Annotated in this window: 14 protein-coding genes; 9 read left to right on the forward strand and 5 right to left on the reverse strand. The window is 55.2% G+C overall.

What is annotated here, in order from left to right; translation table 11 throughout:
• Positions 1 to 35: 35 nt before the first annotated feature.
• The 7 genes from galB (at position 36) to AC4LF3_RS09460 (ending at position 7,172) form a co-directional block, all read left to right on the forward strand.
• Positions 36 to 773 carry a 4-oxalmesaconate hydratase gene (galB, locus tag AC4LF3_RS09430; protein ID WP_122042624.1) on the forward strand — a complete coding sequence of 246 codons (738 nt, stop codon included), beginning with the start codon at positions 36 to 38 and terminating at the stop codon, positions 771 to 773.
• Positions 770 to 1,486: a 4-carboxy-4-hydroxy-2-oxoadipate aldolase/oxaloacetate decarboxylase gene (locus AC4LF3_RS09435; protein ID WP_491835156.1), complete on the forward strand. Its 717-nt coding sequence runs from the start codon at positions 770 to 772 to the stop codon at positions 1,484 to 1,486. The genes galB and AC4LF3_RS09435 overlap by 4 nt, the downstream gene beginning before the upstream one ends.
• 3 nt (positions 1,487 to 1,489) lie before the next feature.
• The gene (locus AC4LF3_RS09440; protein WP_289927837.1) at positions 1,490 to 2,572 is read left to right on the forward strand and encodes a 4-oxalomesaconate tautomerase; all 1,083 of its coding nucleotides are present in this window, start codon (positions 1,490 to 1,492) and stop codon (positions 2,570 to 2,572) included.
• Positions 2,573 to 2,640: 68 nt separating this feature from the next.
• The gene (locus AC4LF3_RS09445; RefSeq protein WP_491835157.1) at positions 2,641 to 3,525 is read left to right on the forward strand and encodes a LysR family transcriptional regulator; all 885 of its coding nucleotides are present in this window, start codon (positions 2,641 to 2,643) and stop codon (positions 3,523 to 3,525) included.
• Positions 3,526 to 3,639: 114 nt separating this feature from the next.
• Complete coding sequence (locus AC4LF3_RS09450; protein WP_404627462.1) at positions 3,640 to 4,503, forward strand: amidohydrolase family protein; 864 nt, start codon at positions 3,640 to 3,642, stop codon at positions 4,501 to 4,503.
• 55 nt (positions 4,504 to 4,558) lie between these two features.
• Complete coding sequence (locus AC4LF3_RS09455) at positions 4,559 to 5,875, forward strand: dicarboxylate/amino acid:cation symporter (protein ID WP_150347457.1); 1,317 nt, start codon at positions 4,559 to 4,561, stop codon at positions 5,873 to 5,875.
• 70 nt (positions 5,876 to 5,945) lie between these two features.
• Positions 5,946 to 7,172: an OprD family porin gene (locus tag AC4LF3_RS09460; RefSeq protein WP_491835158.1), complete on the forward strand. Its 1,227-nt coding sequence runs from the start codon at positions 5,946 to 5,948 to the stop codon at positions 7,170 to 7,172.
• Positions 7,173 to 7,300: 128 nt separating this feature from the next.
• On the opposite strand, the gene AC4LF3_RS09465 is transcribed toward AC4LF3_RS09460, so the two are convergent.
• The 3 genes from AC4LF3_RS09465 to baeS all read right to left on the reverse strand — a co-directional run bounded on the left by AC4LF3_RS09465 (position 7,301) and on the right by baeS (position 10,873).
• Entirely contained in the window at positions 7,301 to 8,371 is a 1,071-nt protein-coding gene (locus AC4LF3_RS09465) for a glycoside hydrolase family 5 protein (RefSeq protein WP_197870473.1), read from the reverse strand.
• A 403-nt stretch (positions 8,372 to 8,774) separates the two neighbouring features.
• Positions 8,775 to 9,467, reverse strand: coding sequence for a response regulator (locus tag AC4LF3_RS09470; RefSeq protein ID WP_491835159.1), 693 nt, complete (start codon positions 9,465 to 9,467; stop codon positions 8,775 to 8,777).
• 2 nt (positions 9,468 to 9,469) lie between these two features.
• A complete protein-coding gene (gene baeS / locus AC4LF3_RS09475) occupies positions 9,470 to 10,873 on the reverse strand; it encodes a sensor histidine kinase efflux regulator BaeS (RefSeq protein WP_491835160.1) in 1,404 nt (467 codons plus the stop codon).
• 290 nt (positions 10,874 to 11,163) lie between these two features.
• On the opposite strand from baeS, the gene AC4LF3_RS09480 reads away from it, so the two are divergent.
• Together AC4LF3_RS09480 and AC4LF3_RS09485 are read left to right on the forward strand one after the other, a co-directional pair.
• Positions 11,164 to 12,951 carry a tannase/feruloyl esterase family alpha/beta hydrolase gene (locus tag AC4LF3_RS09480; protein ID WP_491835161.1) on the forward strand — a complete coding sequence of 596 codons (1,788 nt, stop codon included), beginning with the start codon at positions 11,164 to 11,166 and terminating at the stop codon, positions 12,949 to 12,951.
• A gap of 64 nt (positions 12,952 to 13,015) precedes the next feature.
• Positions 13,016 to 13,630 (forward strand): O-methyltransferase, encoded by a 615-nt coding sequence (locus AC4LF3_RS09485; protein WP_491835162.1) that lies wholly within the window; start codon positions 13,016 to 13,018, stop codon positions 13,628 to 13,630.
• 93 nt (positions 13,631 to 13,723) lie between these two features.
• Here AC4LF3_RS09485 and AC4LF3_RS09490 read toward each other — a convergent pair whose 3' ends face one another.
• The gene (locus AC4LF3_RS09490) at positions 13,724 to 14,545 is read right to left on the reverse strand and encodes a shikimate 5-dehydrogenase (protein ID WP_491835163.1); all 822 of its coding nucleotides are present in this window, start codon (positions 14,543 to 14,545) and stop codon (positions 13,724 to 13,726) included.
• 83 nt (positions 14,546 to 14,628) lie between these two features.
• Positions 14,629 to 17,295, reverse strand: a complete 2,667-nt coding sequence (uvrA, locus tag AC4LF3_RS09495) for an excinuclease ABC subunit UvrA (RefSeq protein ID WP_491835164.1) — start codon at positions 17,293 to 17,295, stop codon at positions 14,629 to 14,631.
• Positions 17,296 to 17,324: the final 29 nt, after the last annotated feature.

Genomic DNA, 17,324 nt, shown 5'->3' on the forward strand with positions numbered 1-17,324 from the left:
GTGCGACTCTCCTTGAAAACATGAGGAGCCTGGACATGATCGATTCCAACAAAAAAACTGCTCTGGTTGTCAGCGCCCATTCCGCTGATTTCGTCTGGCGTGCAGGTGGCGCTATCGCTCTGCATGCCAGGCAGGGTTATGACGTGCATGTCGTCTGCCTGTCCTTTGGTGAGCGGGGCGAGTCAGCCAAGCTCTGGCGCAAGGGCGAAATGACCGAAGAGAAGGTCAAGGCGGCGCGCCGTGAAGAGGCGCAGGCGGCAGCTGAGATACTGGGTGCCACTGTCGAGTTCTTCGACATCGGTGATTACCCTATGCGTGCCGACAAGGAAACGCTGTTTCGTCTGGCCGATGTGTTCCGCCGCGTACAGCCGGAATTTGTGCTTAGTCACTCGCTGAAGGACCCCTACAACTACGACCATCCACTGGCTACGCACCTGGCACAGGAAGCGCGCATCATCGCTCAGGCAGAAGGCTACAAGCCGGGCGAGAAAATTGTCGGTGCGCCGCCCGTCTATTGCTTCGAGCCGCACCAGCCTGAGCAGTGCGAATGGCGCCCGGATGTACTGCTGGACATCACCGACGTGTGGGACAAGAAGTATGCCGCTATTCAGTGCATGGCTGGCCAGGAACACTTGTGGGAGTACTACACTCGTGTAGCGCTACAACGCGGCGTACAGGCCAAGCGCAACGTAGGCATTACCTCCAGTAAGAACATCATCTACGGTGAGGGCTACCAGAGCATCTTCCCACGCGTGACGGAGAATCTGGGATGAGCAGCTTGATCGGCAAGACCGGCGTTGTAGTCCGCACTATCGCACGGGCCGAAGCGGGGCTGATTGATGAGCTGGGTCAGTATGGTGTAGCAACCGTTCACGAAGCTCAGGGTCGCAAAGGGCTGCTGGCTCCAGATATTCGCCCGATCCAGCAGGATTATGGCATCAGCGGTTCGGCTGTAACTGTACTGGTAGCACCTGGGGACAACTGGATGTTCCATGTTGCGGTAGAGCAGTGCCAGCCGGGCGATATCCTGGTCGTAGCACCCAGTTCGCCATGCCACGATGGTTACTTTGGTGATCTGCTGGCGACCTCGCTCAAAGCATGCGGTGTACGTGGGCTAGTGGTCGATGCAGGTGTGCGCGATAGCCGCACGCTGCGGGAGATGGGCTTTGCCGTGTGGTCGAAAGCGGTCTATGCCCAGGGCACGGTCAAGGAAACGCTCGGCTCGGTCAACATTCCAGTGATTTGTGCCGGCCAGCTGATCAACCCCGGCGACGTTATTGTGGCTGATGACGATGGCGTTGTGGTGGTTCGGCGTGCCGAGGTGCAAACCGTGGTCGAGGCCAGTCGCAAGCGGGCCGATGCCGAAGAGCAGAAGCGGATTCGGCTGGCTAATGGCGAATTAGGGCTCGACATCTACAACATGCGTCCTCGCCTGGCCGAAAAGGGCCTTCGGTACGTTGATAGCCTGGACGAGCTGGAGGGCTGAACCATGGGACAGACTCGTATTCCTTGCCTGATGATGCGCGGCGGTACTTCCAAGGGAGCGTACTTTCTCGCCACTGATCTTCCTACCGATGAAGCACTGCGGGAAAAAGTCCTGCTGGCCGTTATGGGCTCGCCTGACAAGCGCCAGATTGACGGTATCGGCGGCGCAGATTCGCTGACCAGTAAGGTTGCGATCATCAAGCGCTCCGAGCGACCGGATGTCGATGTGGACTACCTGTTCGCTCAGGTACTGGTAGAGGAAGCGCGAGTCGACTATGGGCAGAACTGCGGCAATATTCTGGCGGGTGTTGGCCCGTTTGCCATAGAACAAGGACTGGTTCCTGTGCTGGAAGATACAACTCAGGTTCGTATCTTCATGGAAAACACCGGTCAGATTGCCGTTGCGAATGTACTTACGCCAAACGGTGAGGTGCAGTATGAAGGCGATGCCCGCATTGATGGCGTACCGGGTACGGCCGCTCCGCTGATTGTTGAATTCGAGGATATTGCTGGCTCTAGTTGTGGTGCGCTGTTACCGACCGGAAACGTGTGCGACACGTTTGATGGGATTGAGGTGACCTGTATCGATAATGGCATGCCGGTAGTGCTGCTTCGAGCGGCCGATCTGGGTCGCACCGGTTATGAGACGCGTGAGCAGCTGGATGGCGATACCGAACTTAAAACCAGAATCGAGTCGATTCGTCTTCAGGCCGGGCCGCGTATGAACCTGGGGGATGTTACCCACCGTACAGTCCCCAAAATGTGCTTGATTGCTGAACCCCAAGCGGGTGGTGCTATCAGTAGCCGAACTTTTATTCCCCATCGCTGCCACGCCTCTATTGGCGTTTTCGGTGCGGTAAGCGTGGCCTCGGCCTGTCTGATCGAGGGCTCGGTAACTGATGGGTTAGCCCGGGTAGAGCAGGGTGACTCGTTGCGGCTTTCTGTTGAACATCCCACGGGAGAATTTACCGTCGAGCTCCATCGTCGGCAGGGTGAGTTAGCCGGATGTGGACTGCTGCGTACCGCGCGGTTGTTGTTTAACGGTGTAGTGTGTATACCGGCATCGGTCTGGTCCGGCAAGGTCTGAAGAAGTCGGGTACTCTCATCTGCAGAAAGGCGATAAGCTGCCCTTTTGCCGTATGAGATCATGTGTTCATGGACCTCAAGCAATTGGAGTGCTTTGTACGGGTCGCCGAGTTCGGTAGCTTTACCAAGGCTGCGGCGGTACTTGGCCTGTCCCAATCGGTGGTCAGCCGGCAGGTGCGTCAGTTAGAGGTCGAGTTGCAGGAGCATCTGCTGCTGCGCAATGGCCGTGGTGTCACGCTGACGGCCTCCGGGATGCGGTTGTTCGAGCATGGGCAAGGCATCTTACGGCAGGTTCAGGTGGCTCGGGAGGAGTTGCGTGAGCAGCGGGATACCTTGTCGGGCAAGGTGGTTATCGGCTTGCCGCCGAGCATTGCACGCTGCCACACCGTCGGGCTGGTAACGGCCTTTCGCGAGCGCTTTCCACACTGCGCGCTGGGCATTAAGGAAGGGCTGACGCACTCGATACGGGAGTGGCTGCTGCTAGGACGGCTGGATTTTGCGCTACTGTTCAACCCGGCCCAGAATGCCCAACTCTGTTATGAGCATTTGCACTCGGAGCCGCTAGTGCTGGTGGGTGCAAAATCCTTGAATCTACCAGATGAAATCCCGCTCAAGGAACTGGGCCGCTATCCCTTGATCATTCCGAGCCAACCCCATTCTTTGCGTCGCCTGGTTGAGTCCGAGGCGGCTCGCCATACCGTCGAGCTGGATGTCGCGCTTGAGGTGGATGGCATTCCTTCTCTGCTTGAGCTGGTGGCCCTGGGGTTGGGCTACGGCATTCTGTTCCGTACGGCGTTGTCCGGGCCTTATGTACCAGAAGGCCTGCGCTCGGCAGCTATTATCGACCCGGTTGTTCATACGCATCTGTTTGTTACAACCGCCGCGCAGCGGCCCCTGACGCGATTGGCTGACCAAACGCTGGCGATGGTCCGCGAACACGTGCATAGCCGCTGACCCGTTATGCAAATCCTGCATAGCTGCTAGAACCCAGGCTTTATTGTTGCTCCAAGAAATAGCCGTCACCATCGACGTATCCCTTCGAATAATCACAATGAATGAGGAGACGTGATGAAAAGCTGTCTGGCACCTGATCCCCAACCTACCAGGCCACACCATACCCTGCCGGAAGGTGCATGGGATGCCCATTGCCATGTGTTCGGCCCAAGTAGCCGATTCCCATACGCTCCGGATCGTAGCTACACGCCACCGGATGCACCCTTTGAAACCTTACGTAATCTTCATGATTTTCTAGGCTTTAGTCGGGCTGTGATCGTACAGGCGAGCTGCCATGGCAGCGATAACCGGGCCATGCTCGACGCTATCGCGCGTAGTGAAGGACGCTATCGAGGTGTGGCCATTGTCAACGGCCGTGAAAGCGATGCGCAATTGGCTGAAATGGATGCTGGTGGCGTTCGCGGCGTACGCTTCAACTTTGTAGCCCACTTGGGTGGTGCACCCGACCTGGAGCTATTTGATCAGGTATTGGAACGCCTGGAACCGCTGGGCTGGCATGTGGTACTGCATTTGGATGCTCAGGATATCGTTACTTATGCCGATCGGTTGGAGCGTATCGGGGTTCCTTTCATCATTGACCATATGGGGCGTGTCAAGGCTCAGGAGGGACTTGATCAGGCACCATTCAAAGCCCTGCTGGAACTTATGGAAAACCCGCTGGCCTGGGTCAAGGTCTGTGGTGCAGAGCGCGTTTCAGCAGGACGCAAACCCTTCGAGGATGCCATTCCATTTGCCGAACGGCTCATTGAACATGCGCCTGATCGCGTGCTCTGGGGGACTGACTGGCCGCATCCAAATATCACCCGTGACATGCCCAACGATGGCGGTTTGGTAGACCTGATGTTTCGCTTCTGCGCTGATCCGGCGCTTCGCCAGAAACTCCTGGTAGATAACCCTATGACGCTTTATGGGCGCTGATAGAGCGCCTTCGCCACACCAAATCCAACAACAATGACTGGTAGTGGAGTCCTATATGAATCCCCTCTCGCAGGCGACCACCCCCGTAGGTGCGTCAACCCAAAACACCGTCAAGACTAAGCAACCGTTTTACCGCGCCATGTATGTTCAGGTACTGATAGGCATTCTGCTCGGCGTGGTCGTCGGGCATTTTTGGCCTAACTTTGCAGCGGATCTCAAGCCGCTCGGTGATGCGTTTATCAAGCTCATCAAGATGATTATCGGGCCGGTCGTATTCTGTACCGTGGTCATCGGTATTGCCGGCATGCAGGACCTGAAGAAAGTAGGGCGAGTAGGCGGTAAGGCCTTGCTTTACTTTGAAATCATTTCAACCCTCTCCCTGATCATTGGCTTGATTGGCGGGCACCTGTTCAATCCCGGTGGTGGATTCAATATCGACCCCAGCACCCTGGATGCCTCGGCGGTTACGGGCTTTGCAGAAAAGGCCAAGCACCTGCACATGGTCGACTTTTTGATGAGCATTATTCCTACCACCTTTTTTCAGGCATTTGCAGAAGGAAATGTACTGTGCATTCTTCTGGTTTCGGTGTTCTTTGGATGTGCGCTGTCGGCCATGGGTGAGAAGGGCAAGCCGGTCTACGACATGATAGAAGGCCTGTCGGGTGTGTTCTTTCGCATTGTGCATATCATTGCCAAGCTGTCAGCCATCGGGGCGTTCGGCGCTATTGCATTTACGGTTGGTACTTATGGCGCCGCCTCACTGCTACCCCTGTTTAAACTGATCGGCAGCTTCTATCTGCTCTGCGTTCTGTTCATTGTCGTGGTGCTGGGAGGCGTTGCACGGCTCTCTGGTTTCAGCATTCTGCGCTTTATAGCGTATATCAAGGATGAGCTGCTGGTCGTGTTGGGCACGAGCTCCTCCGAAGTGGTGCTACCGCAGATCATGGAAAAAATGGAGCGCCTGGGTTGTTCCAAGTCGGTTGTGGGGTTAGTTGTACCTACGGGGTACTCGTTCAACCTGGACGGCACCAATATCTACCTGACCATGGCGGTGCTCTTCATTGCCCAGGCTTTGAACATTGATTTGAGCTTAAGTCAGCAACTGACTCTGGTCATCGTGGCGATGCTGACCTCCAAAGGTGCCAGTGGTGTGTCGGGCGCGGCTTTTGTAATGTTGACCAGTACCTTGATGGTGATTCCAGTGGTGCCAGTGGCCGGCATGGTGTTGATCCTGGGTATTCACCGCTTCATGGGGACGGGCCTTGCAATGACAAACCTGGTCGGCAACGGCGTAGCTACGCTCGTAGTGTCCTCATGGGAGAAAGAACTGGACCGCGACAAGCTGGCCCAAGAGCTCCACCACAAGCACTAAATCCCGCCGTTTATCTTGGTCCTGTCCGGTTATGCCGGGCAGTGCTCTCTTGCGCCTGGAGAAAACAACAATGATTCATATCCTGCGCCATACCGTATTCACCTTAGGCATGCTTTGCTCTCTACCGTTATGGGCTGCTGGCTTCATGGACGACAGCAAGGCCCGACTCGATATCCGTAACTTCTATTACAACGGTGACTTTCGGGAAGATGCCGGTGTTTCGAAGCGGGATGAGTGGGCTCAAGGGCTTTTGCTGCAGTACGAGTCCGGATTTACCGAGGGGACGGTAGGTCTGGGTCTTGATGCGATGGGCTTTTGGGGACTCAAGCTTGATTCCAGTCCTGATCGTACAGGGAGTGGCCTGCTGCCCAAGACCAACTCGGGAGAAGCGGCAGAGGAATATTCAAAGGGCGGTATAGCGGCCAAAATCAAGTATTCCAAGACGGTGCTGCGTCAGGGAATTGCCTTGCCAAAGGTTCCGGTCCTTCAGTTCAACGGTAGCCGGATGTTTCCTCAGTTTTACCAGGGAACGCAGATCAGCTCGAATGAAATCACAGGGCTTTCGCTCAACGTTGCTCAGTTCGACCGTACCACCACCCCTGACTCGACCGATCTGCAAAAAATCATGATAGCCACCAAAGAGGGTCGCTTCCGCGCGACAGGTGAGGGCGATCATTTCCGTTATGGGGGTGGCAGTTACACTGTCACGCCAGCACTGACGGCCAGCTATTACTACGGCGAATTACAGGGTGTCTATCGGCAGCATTTTCTGGGGCTTACTCACCGCCAGAAATGGGGCGAAGGAACGGTAGAGGCCGATCTAAGGACTTTTTTTAGCCGTGACACAGGTGCGGCGCGGGTGGGGGAAATAGAGAGCGATGTATACAGCGGATCCCTGACGTACAGTGTGAAAGGCCATAGCTTTACGGCAGTTTATCAACATCTGGAAGGCTCAAGCGGCTTTCCTTATATCAACAATCCGTACCTGCCGAATTATGTGCAATACCATGACTTTGGCACCGCAGGTGAGCGGAGCTGGCAGGTGCGCTATGGCTATGATTTTGCCCCGATGGGGCTGCCGGGACTCAGTTTCTTTACGAGTTATATCCACGGCTCGCATCTGGATAAAGTCGGAGGAGGCCATGAGTGGGAGCGTGATATAGACGTGACGTATGTCGTTCAGCAAGGCCTGAAAGGGCTTTCGATACGCTGGCGAAACGCAACCTACCGGAGCAGTTATGGCAGGGATATCGATGAGAACAGGCTGATCATTAATTATCCGTTTTCGTTCCTATAAGTATTGGGTGTCTGCTGCGTGGTCGGTGAGCGCTACTGCTCATGGAGGCTTTTACAACGTTTGCAAAAGCCTCTTCTATCTTGGCAAGACGCATGCAGGCATACGTTAGGAGCCTCCGCTGCGCAGCGCTATTTAGGTGGACCAAACGTTGAACAGCTGGTGTTGTTGATGTATTTCTTTAGCGTTGCCCATTGCGGTCTCTCGCGACCGCCAACAGGCTCCACAGACATAAAGTAATTTCCCCAGCCTGGCCCCGCTGCCCAATAGGTAGCTGGAATGCAATTCTGCTTCAGATACGCCAGCATATTGTCCATCATGGTTAGCCAGCGGGGGTCATTATCTGGAACCCCGAACTCTCCGATGTAGCCTCGCTTGCCATTTTTCTTGAGCCATTCTACAAACGGTTTTACTCGCGTTACGCCATACATGGGGTCCAGTTTTCCGACATCTACCGCCTGGTAGTTCCCACCTGCATTTTCGTCGAAATAAGAGTGAGCCGAATAGACGATATTATTTGCCGGGTCCTTCAGGTTGAGCAAAGAGTCGTTCCATTCCGGCCATCGGGTTGCGCTGGCCCAGCCGTTGCCCTCGATAATGATTGGCTTTGTTTTATCAATGACACGTACGCCATCTATCCCATATTGAGCGGCGGTTGGCCAATAGGCGAGAGCTCCATTGGGTTCGTTCATGATGTCATAGGCAAACAGTGCCGGTTGGCTACTCCACTTGGTAGCGATATGGGTCATTATTTCCTTGTAACGGGAGTAGGGTACAGCGGAGGTTCCTATGATCTGCCCCTTGTATCGCGCATAATTATGAAGGTCCAGAATAACTTTCATATTATACTTCTGAGCGTAAGCAAAGGTTCTATCCACCAAAGCGATATAGTTTTGATCAAGAGGCCCTCCGAGGTTTGATTGAAGTCTCTCCCAAATAATGGGGAAACGAATCAGTCTGATGCCCTGGCTGCTCCAATACTTAAAGTAATTTTCTGTAGGAAATACATAGTTCTTTTCATTAATGCCAGGAAGAACCTGCGGAGCAAAGCCGGCACCCGACATATTCAAGCCTAGAAGTTCAAAGCCAGCGCTCTGGGCTTTTACGTTATCACTTAAAAATCCCAAGGCTCCAGCAAGTATTATTGCTAACTGAAATTTTGATATACGCTTAATAAAATAAAGTTCGCCAAGGTACTTCATATGCGTTTTCCCGCAAAAGTTTACATACATGAATAGTTTTAACAATCCAGTCTGAACGACTTGCGAGGAAAGCATGCTTCCAGAATGCTTTAAGTAATAGATGTCATCAGTCCGGTATTCTCCTCTTTATGATTAAGGATAGTCTTATTAAAGAGGGGATTTTTTATATTGCAAGACCGATTGTCCTTATGGGTTAAATGCCTGTTTGATATCGAATTGCTATCTTTTTGGGTTTATTAAAGTAAGTGACATTATGTTTGTTTCATAAAATGCTCTTTTGCGGCGGCTCTTTACCCGCAATAAATGCGTATGTATGAAAGCCAGTAGTCAGGCTATTTGTCGGAAGCGCTTTAAGGCTTTTACACATGAAAGGGGGGTAAGTAGAGGCCAGTGCCGACTCTGACTAGTCCAGCTTGAAGCTGTAACCTACGCCATATACCGAGCGAATGAATTCTTGATTAGGCAGGTGTTGCTGTAGTTTGCGACGCAAATTGCTGACGTGGCTGTCTACCGTTCTGTCCGATACGATGCGGTGATCCTGATAAAGGTTGTTCATGAGCTGATCGCGTGAGAAGACCTGCTCCGGGTGTTCGGCAAAGGTCATCAGCAGGCGAAACTCTACAGGCGTCAGATCAAGCAGGGCTCCGTTAAGAAAGGCCTGGTAGCGGGCGGTATCAATACTCAAGCCGCCTGGCAGGGCTGGCGCAGGTGTTTGCGTTCGACGCAGCACGGCCTTGATCCGGGCAATGACTTCGCGGGGACTGAAAGGTTTGCAGATGTAATCATCCGCGCCAATCTCCAGGCCCAGCAAGCGATCCACTTCTTCCACCCTGGCTGTTACCATGACCACAGGCGCCTGGCTGATTGCGCGAATCTCGTGACACACCTCAATCCCGTCCTTGCCGGGTAGCATGAGGTCAAGCAGGACCAGGCTTGGGCTGTATTCTGTAAAAGCAGGCAGCACCTCAAGACCGTTCATGACCAGCTGGGCATTCCAGCCGGCCGCTCTGACGTAATCTGCCAGGAGCGCGGCCAGCTTGGGTTCGTCTTCCACAATCAGGATGGTAGGTGTTGAAAGAGAGGAGCGGTGCGGCATCTTTAGTTACTCGGCAAGTCAGGCAGGGGGTCAAACTGCAATGTCACGCAGAGCCCGCCTAAGGGCGAGGATGTGGCGTCGATTCGCCCACCATGGGCTTCGACAATACCGCGGCAAATCGCCAGCCCAAGCCCAGCGCCGCCGGTGGCCCGGTTGCGTGATTGCTCGACTCGGTAGAACCTCTCGAACAGGCGGCCCAGTTGCTCTTCGGATACGCCTGGCGCGGAGTCTTCACAGCTGATTAGGATGCCGTCTCGCCCTCGTCGAGCGCGTATCAGGATATGACCGCCTGCATCGGTATAACGCAGGCTGTTTTCCAGCAAGTTAGTAAAGAGTTGTTGAAGCCGACTTTCATCACCGCTGATCCACAGCGGTTCGCCCGGTATTTCCAGGGTTAACGATAGCGTGTTTACCAAGCAGCGCCTTTCAAACGTAGCGGCAATGCCATAAAGAACGGACTCCAACTGCACCGGACGCTTTTGGTAGGCCTGAGCACCCAGCTCAGAAAGGGATAGGGTAAAAATATCGTCAACCAGCTTGCTCAAGGATTCTACTTCGGCCTGAAGGGAGGCAATTGCTTCCTTGGTCAGCGGGCGAATGCCATCTTCAAGCGCCTCCATTTCCCCTTTCAGGACAGCAAGTGGCGTTCTTAGCTCATGGGAGATATCCGCCATGAAGTGGCGCCGCATGTTCTCGTTGTTTTCCAAGGTTTTGGCCATCTGATTGAAGTCCTGAGCAAGCTGGCCCACTTCATCCTGTGAGTGGACGCCAACCCGTGTGCTGTACTCTCCTCGGGCCAGCCGATGGGTAGCCAATGCCACCTGCCTGATCGGACGCGACAGCGTGCGGGCAATACGCCAGGCAATGAAGGAGGAGATGATCAAACTGGCACCCACGATCAACCAGATTGAGCGAACCTGGTCTTGTTGAAAGCGCTCATCACCAATGGCCGTAACGCTCTCGAAGGGCGTCATGCCCATCCAGCCTACAACCATACCGTTTGCCTGTACCGGTTTGAAGGTGGCGATGTCCTTGTAGTTGGGATAACCATTGATATAGCGGTGCTGGGCATCCAGAAGGGTGAAGCGCATATGCGCTCCCGTCAGATCGGCTATGGGAGGCTCGCGTCGGGTATGGGGCTCACCTTCATGCTGTCTGAGACTGGTACTCAAGAGTTCGAACCATTGAACATGCGTTCCTACCAGAAACTGCCAGCTGCCATGTTGGGTATAGGCGTCTTCCAATGTTGGAATAGCATTGGTCATACGAATAATAGCCTGCTCGTTCAGAAAGCCTACAAAGCTGCGGGTAAAGCTCCAGTAGGCGGCAAACCCCATGCTGAGCACTGCCAGGACCGACAGGGTTTGTATGGCAATAAAGGCTTTTGTGGAAATGCTGAGCTTCATAAGGAGCGGGCCTGAGGGGTACTGCTAAGTATATTTAGGCGGGTGTGTCTGTCGTTTTCAAGGACATAGTTCAATCTTCACATTGCCTGCACAGTTGTTACTCACACTTGAGGCTGAAAAAAGCATGAGCGACAGCCTGACTGATTCAGCCATGCGTCAAATACCTGATGAGATAACCCAGGATAGCCCTGTACTACCGGCACTGGCAGTCGATTGCAGCAGCAGTAGTCACTGCACAAGCGGTATGCCTGGAGGCTAGCCTGTTTTTAAGTATTCATAGAGATCGTCCCATGTACAACGAACGTTTCAGACGCGCCTGTATGGCCGTTACGTTATGGGTGTGTTCATCAGCTGCCAGTGTGGCGGGCGCTGCTACCCAGGAAAATAATTCAGCTGCTTCGCTGGCGTTGTCTCAATCACTGCCTATCGTCCAACCTGTTCAGGCTTGTTCGTCGCTTAAAAGTCTCGACATGAGCGACATTGGCGGTAAGGGTAGTTCGATCACTTCAGCCACTGAAACCTCTGATAATGGCGTAGCAGTGTGTGCGGTTGAGGGGACGCTGGCCCCCTCGATTGGCTTCAAGGTAGTTCTTCCCTTGCACAGCTGGACTCAGCGCTATCTGCAGGTAGGATGCGGCGGATTATGTGGCCGTATCTCGCTTGAGGTCGGTGCGGCCGAAGGGTGTACGCCGCTCAATACAGGCGGCTTTGTCACGGCAAGCACCGACATGGGACACCAGGGTGAGGAGTCGTTCGGAGAAGATCCGCAAAAGCGTCAAGACTTTGCCTTTCGCGGTGTGCATCTTACGGCCCTGGCCGCCAAAAAGCTGATCCATGCCTTTTATGGTCGTAGTGAGGCCTATTCCTACTTTAACGGTTGCTCTGATGGCGGACGCGAAGCGTTGATGGAGGCGCAACGCTATCCGAACGATTTCAATGGCATCATTGCCGGTGCCGCGGCGATGAACTTCCAGACCCAGAATGCGATGTATCACGCCTGGCAGGCACGTACGAACACCAGCCCAGACGGTAAGGCTGTTCTGATAGCCTCTCGCCTTCCGTTGATTCACAGGGCTGTACTCAATCAGTGTGACGCGTTGGATGGGCAGGTCGATGGTCTGATTTCCGACCCGCGTGCCTGCCATTTTGATCCGGGCACGTTGCAATGCAAGAGCGAGCAGAAAGGCGATAGCCCTAACTGTCTGACTGCGGCCGAGGTTAGTGTGGTGCGTCGCTTGTACGAAGGACCTAAAGATCCTGCGACTGGCCAGCGGCTGATTGCTGGTGGACCGCAGCCGGGATCTGAATTGGCGTGGGCGAATGTCTTTGTTCCGCAAAGCCATGACGATCCTATCTTCAGCAAAATGATTGCCATGGGCGCACTGCAATGGCTGTCATTTGAGCAGAATCCGGGCAAGGACTTCAAACTCTCGGATATGCAATTCGACTTGAAGACCTTTGACCGCCTAAGGCCGCTACATGCTTTTTATGATGCAACCAACCCGGACCTATCAGCCTTTGCCAAGGCTGGCGGCAAGCTCATCATCTGGCATGGCTGGGCTGATCCGCATATCTCGCCCATTAACTCCATTGCGTATCACGAGGCTGTTCAGCGCGTCATGGGCAAGGAGCAGGCTTCAACCTTCGAGCGGCTTTACCTGTTGCCAGGCGTCTACCATTGTGGCCAAGGTGAAGGGCCGGCGAAGCTTGACTTGTTGACACCCATGCTCTCCTGGGTTGAGGGCGGACAAGCACCTGAAGCCATCCTTACAAACCAGACCGATGGGCAAAACGTCATGGGCCATTTTGGCGCGCCGACGGATAGACCCATGAAGGGCGCTCCTGACTTCAAGAAGATGAAGGATGCTCCAAACCTCATGAAAAAGCCGGTAGCAAAAGGTGAAAAGGTGATCCGTTCGCGGCCGGTCTATCCCTATCCGTATGTGGCAGCTTACGACGGCAAGGGCGACCCAGCCAATGCTGAAAGCTATAAGCAGGGTAAGCCTCTTTTCAACGAGGAGACTCGTCCGTGGGCCGGCTCGGATTTCTATAGCCCCTACACGTTCCGCATGCAATAACCATTAAGGTGGCGCGAGAAGGCGGCACCTGTGTGGCTATCGAACGAGCAGGCAAGGAAAGGATATGGACGAGAAAATCAATACGGTGCTTGAGACTTATCACGCGCGGATACACAAAGAGAAAAGCGCGCCCCGCGAGCTTCCTCCTGGCGGACGTGACGGCGGGCAGGATCAACGCATGCGCGCTGTCGGACCGCAAACCGGACAGCTGATCAATATCTTGGCGAAAAGCCTGGAGACCCCTACGATTCTGGAAATTGGTACCTCCTTTGGCTATTCCGGCATCTGGCTTGGCGAGGCTGCACGCGCAACGGGTGGACGACTGATCACTCTGGAATTGCATGAGTACAAGGCACTCTATGCACGGGAGATGGCCGAAAAGGCAGGGCTTGCAGACTACATAGACTTTCAGGTCGGTGATGCCGTACAGCTGATCGAGGCCCTACCCGGTAGAGTGGACTTTGTCCTGCTTGATCTGTGGAAAGACCTCTACGTACCGTGTCTTGAGGCGTTTTATCCCAAGCTCAACCCGGGTGCGATCATTGTTGCGGATAATATGATCCGGCCCGGCAATGACGATGTGAAGCGCTATGGGCGCGCTATTCGAGCCAAGGCGGGCATTACCAGTGTATTGCTGCCGGTAGGAACAGGACTTGAGGTAAGCCGGTTCGAGGCGTGATATTCAGGCACAATCTGTTAGACAGCACTGTGCCTTCGAACGTTGACGGTCAAGAGCGGGGCAATCGTCATGTGCGGTTGCCCCTATTTACCTTTATTGATTGCGCGAGTATGCCGCGGCGGCTTCAACCTGCTCAGGACTTGGGCGGATGCCGGTGTACAGGACAAACTGCTCCAGTGCCTGGAGGGCAACAACCTCTGCGCCGGTAATGACGGGCTTGCCCAGTTCGCGGGCGCGTTTGATGAGTGGGGTTTCGGATGGCATTGCCACGACATCAAATACCACTTTAGCCTCTTGAATCACTTCGTCATCAAAAGACAGATCGTCCGCTTCCGGTCCGCCGGCCATGCCTACGGGTGTCACATTGATGATGAGCTCAGGGCGCAGGTCGCCTAGGGATTCGGTCCACTCATACCCGCAGGATTCAGCCAGGGCTCGGCCGGTAGTGGGATTGCGGGCCACGATGTGTCCCTTCTTGAAGCCGGCCTCCCGCAAGGCAAACGCCACAGCCTTGGCCATACCGCCGCTACCCCGCAGCGCAAGCGTCAGATCACGAGACACCTGATGGCTATCAAGCAGTGAGGCGACAGCCAGAAAGTCCGTGTTATAGCCTGTCAGCTTACCGTCATCGTTCACAATAGTATTGACCGAATCGATCACGGCGGCAGAAGGGTCGAGGCCATCCAGTAGAGGAATGCAGGCTTCCTTGAACGGCATGGAAATAGCGCATCCGCGTATGCCAAGCGCTCGAATGCCGCCAATGGCAGCAGGCAGGTCGGTGGTTGTGAACGCCTTGTAGAGATAATTCAGGTTCAGGGCTTCGTACAGATGATTGTGAAACCGTGTACCGGTGTTGCCAGGGCGTCCCGCCAGGGACATGCAAACCTGGGTGTCTTTATTGATGGCGTGAGGCATTTTGATTCCTTCAAAAAAGCGGCTCCTGTTTGTCAGCCAAGCGGGCTTGCGGTTCCCAAGCACCGCTTGGTATGTGAACCCGATCAGCTCTCCAGTACCGCCCGCAGGTAAGGCGCGGTCTTACTGCTGGTCTCTTTTGCAACGCTCTCGGGTGTACCGCTCGCGACAATGTGTCCGCCTCTATCACCAGCCTCTGGGCCGATATCGATGACCCAATCGCTTTGCGCCACGACGCGCATGTCATGTTCAACCACAACGACTGTATTGCCAGCCTCTACCAGACCGTTGAGCTGGCGCACCAGGCGGTCTGTATCAGTAGGATGTAGACCCGTTGTAGGCTCATCAAGTACATAGAGCGTAGCGCCGCGCTGGGTACGTTGCAGCTCGGTTGCCAGCTTGATGCGCTGTGCTTCACCGCCGGAAAGCTCCGTGGCTGGTTGCCCCAGGCGCAGATAGCCCAGACCAATATCACGCAGGACATGCAAGGGGCGGAGTACGCCAGCTTCCTCCGCGAAAAAGGTACAGGCATCCTCTACCGTCAGGTTCAGGACTTCCGCAATGGTTTTTCCTTGCCAGGTGACTTCCAGCGTTTCGGCGTTGTAACGGGCGCCATGGCAGGTCGGGCAGGGCGCATACACGCTGGGCATGAACAGCAGTTCGACACTGACGAAGCCTTCGCCCTCACAGGTCGGGCAACGCCCCTTGGCTACGTTGAATGAAAAGCGACCGGCGTCATATCGCCGTTTCCGGGCTTCCGGAGTCGCGGCAAACAGTTTGCGGATGCCGTCAAAAAGGCCTGTATAAGTGGCAAGGTTGGAGCGCGGTGTGCGACCGATCGGCTTCTGATCCACCTGGACCAGTCGGCGAATATGCTCCATGCCTTCAATGATTTGTCCTGAGAGCGGCTGAGGAGCCTCCTCGTCCATAGGTGATTCGTCTTCATCGCGCTCGGCCAGTGGCCGGTCTAGGTGCTCACCGACCAACTCCAACAGGGCCTGGCTGACAAGAGTCGATTTGCCGGAGCCAGAGATACCGGTAACGGAGGTAAAGCAGCCAAGTGGAAACGCAACATCAAGGGCCTTGAGGTTGTTGCGCGTTACGCCGGTGAGTCTTAGCCAATGAAGCGGCTTGCGGTGCGGGCGGCTCAAGGGGGCTGCTGTGCGCCGAGACGCAAACAGGTAATCCCGCGTTTGGGACGCTTCGACATGGGCCAATCCGGCAGGCGGTCCGCTGTAGAGAACCGTACCACCGTGTTCGCCTGCTGCAGGGCCCACATCTACCAGCCAGTCCGCACGACGCATCGTCTCTAGATCGTGTTCCACTACGAACAAGGAATTGCCGGCCGCCTTGAGTTGATCCAGAGCCGTGAACAACGCTTCGCCGTCAGCAGGATGCAGACCGGCGGACGGTTCATCGAGCACATAGATCACTCCGAAAAGCTGCGAATTCAACTGAGTGGCAAGGCGTAGACGTTGCAGCTCTCCCGAAGACAATGTTGGGGTACTGCGTTCCAGGGAGAGGTACCCCAGGCCTAGCTCGGTCAGGGTTGTCAGGCGTTCCAGCAGATCCTGGGCGATACGTTGGGCCGCCAGGCGCTTTTCGTCTGATAGGGTCGGCGTACGGCGCACGTCCGGGGCGGCCTCATGGGAAGCGCCACCTTCCCGGGCACGCGCTTCACGTGCGCGGCGTGATTCTTCCCTTGTGAAGGTTTTCTCCACGGGAGAAGATCCTGAAGCCAGCGCACCGGCTGCAATAGGTGTGAGGACATCAACCAGGGTCAGCAGAGGCATGCGGGCCAGCTCGCCAATGTCATACCCGGCAAAGGTGACGGACAGCGCCTCACGCTTCAGGCGCTTACCTTCACACAGCGGACACAGGCTACCCACCATGAATTGGGATACGCGTTTTTTCATTAACGCGCTCTGCGAATGGGCAAAGGTATGTAACACATAGCGGCGCGCACCGGTGAAGGTGCCCATGTAGCTGGGCTCGCGCTTGTGCTTGAGAGCTTCGCGGGTCTGCTCTGGTGTCAGGCTGGGATAGACCGGAACGGTCGGCTGTTCTTCAGTAAAAAGAATCCAGTCGCGATCCTTTTGGGGGATATCGCGCCAAGGTGTGTCTACGTCGTAGCCCAGGGTTACCAGAATGTCCCGCAGATTCTGCCCCTGCCAGGCAGTAGGCCAGGCGGCAATGGCCCGCTCGCGAATAGTCAGCGAGTCGTCCGGTACCATAGACTGCTCGGTTACTTCATAGACTCGTCCGAGCCCATGACATTTAGGACAGGCGCCTTGGGGTGTGTTGGGCGAAAAGTCCTCTGCGTAGAGCATGGGTTGATCAGGCGGATAGGTGCCGACGCGTGAGTACAGCATGCGGATCAGGCTGGACAGGGTAGTGACGCTACCCACCGAAGAGCGAGCGCTGGGCGTGCCGCGTTGCTGCTGGAGAGCAACAGCCGGAGGCAATCCTTCTATGGTGTCCACATCCGGTACGCCCACCTGATCGATCAGGCGACGGGCATAGGGTGCCACCGATTCAAAGTAACGACGCTGGGCCTCGGCGTACAGGGTTCCAAAGGCAAGGGAGGACTTGCCAGAGCCCGAAACGCCGGTAAAAACAACCAGGCTGTTGCGGGGGATGTCGACATCTACATTCTTGAGATTGTGCTCACGCGCGCCCCGGACGCGGACAAAGCCGGAGGCTGTAGAGGGAGAGGCGTGGGTGGGATCAGGCGTGCTTCGTTTGTTGGGCATGCGTCAGGTCTTGGCGTAGGAACGTGTTC

It is taken from the genome of Pseudomonas sp. C2.3V (assembly GCF_058536325.1).

Bases quoted from the DNA above. Each gene is read 5' to 3' on its own strand.
- galB (WP_122042624.1), top strand. From the start codon at position 36: ATGATCGATTCCAACAAAAAAACTGCTCTGGTTGTCAGCGCCCATTCC.
- AC4LF3_RS09435 (WP_491835156.1), top strand. From the start codon at position 770: ATGAGCAGCTTGATCGGCAAGACCGGCGTTGTAGTCCGCACTATCGCA.
- AC4LF3_RS09440 (WP_289927837.1), top strand. From the start codon at position 1,490: ATGGGACAGACTCGTATTCCTTGCCTGATGATGCGCGGCGGTACTTCC.
- AC4LF3_RS09445 (WP_491835157.1), top strand. From the start codon at position 2,641: ATGGACCTCAAGCAATTGGAGTGCTTTGTACGGGTCGCCGAGTTCGGT.
- AC4LF3_RS09450 (WP_404627462.1), top strand. From the start codon at position 3,640: ATGAAAAGCTGTCTGGCACCTGATCCCCAACCTACCAGGCCACACCAT.
- AC4LF3_RS09455 (WP_150347457.1), top strand. From the start codon at position 4,559: ATGAATCCCCTCTCGCAGGCGACCACCCCCGTAGGTGCGTCAACCCAA.
- AC4LF3_RS09460 (WP_491835158.1), top strand. From the start codon at position 5,946: ATGATTCATATCCTGCGCCATACCGTATTCACCTTAGGCATGCTTTGC.
- AC4LF3_RS09465 (WP_197870473.1), bottom strand. From the start codon at position 8,371: ATGAAGTACCTTGGCGAACTTTATTTTATTAAGCGTATATCAAAATTT.
- AC4LF3_RS09470 (WP_491835159.1), bottom strand. From the start codon at position 9,467: ATGCCGCACCGCTCCTCTCTTTCAACACCTACCATCCTGATTGTGGAA.
- baeS (WP_491835160.1), bottom strand. From the start codon at position 10,873: ATGAAGCTCAGCATTTCCACAAAAGCCTTTATTGCCATACAAACCCTG.
- AC4LF3_RS09480 (WP_491835161.1), top strand. From the start codon at position 11,164: ATGTACAACGAACGTTTCAGACGCGCCTGTATGGCCGTTACGTTATGG.
- AC4LF3_RS09485 (WP_491835162.1), top strand. From the start codon at position 13,016: ATGGACGAGAAAATCAATACGGTGCTTGAGACTTATCACGCGCGGATA.
- AC4LF3_RS09490 (WP_491835163.1), bottom strand. From the start codon at position 14,545: ATGCCTCACGCCATCAATAAAGACACCCAGGTTTGCATGTCCCTGGCG.
- uvrA (WP_491835164.1), bottom strand. From the start codon at position 17,295: ATGCCCAACAAACGAAGCACGCCTGATCCCACCCACGCCTCTCCCTCT.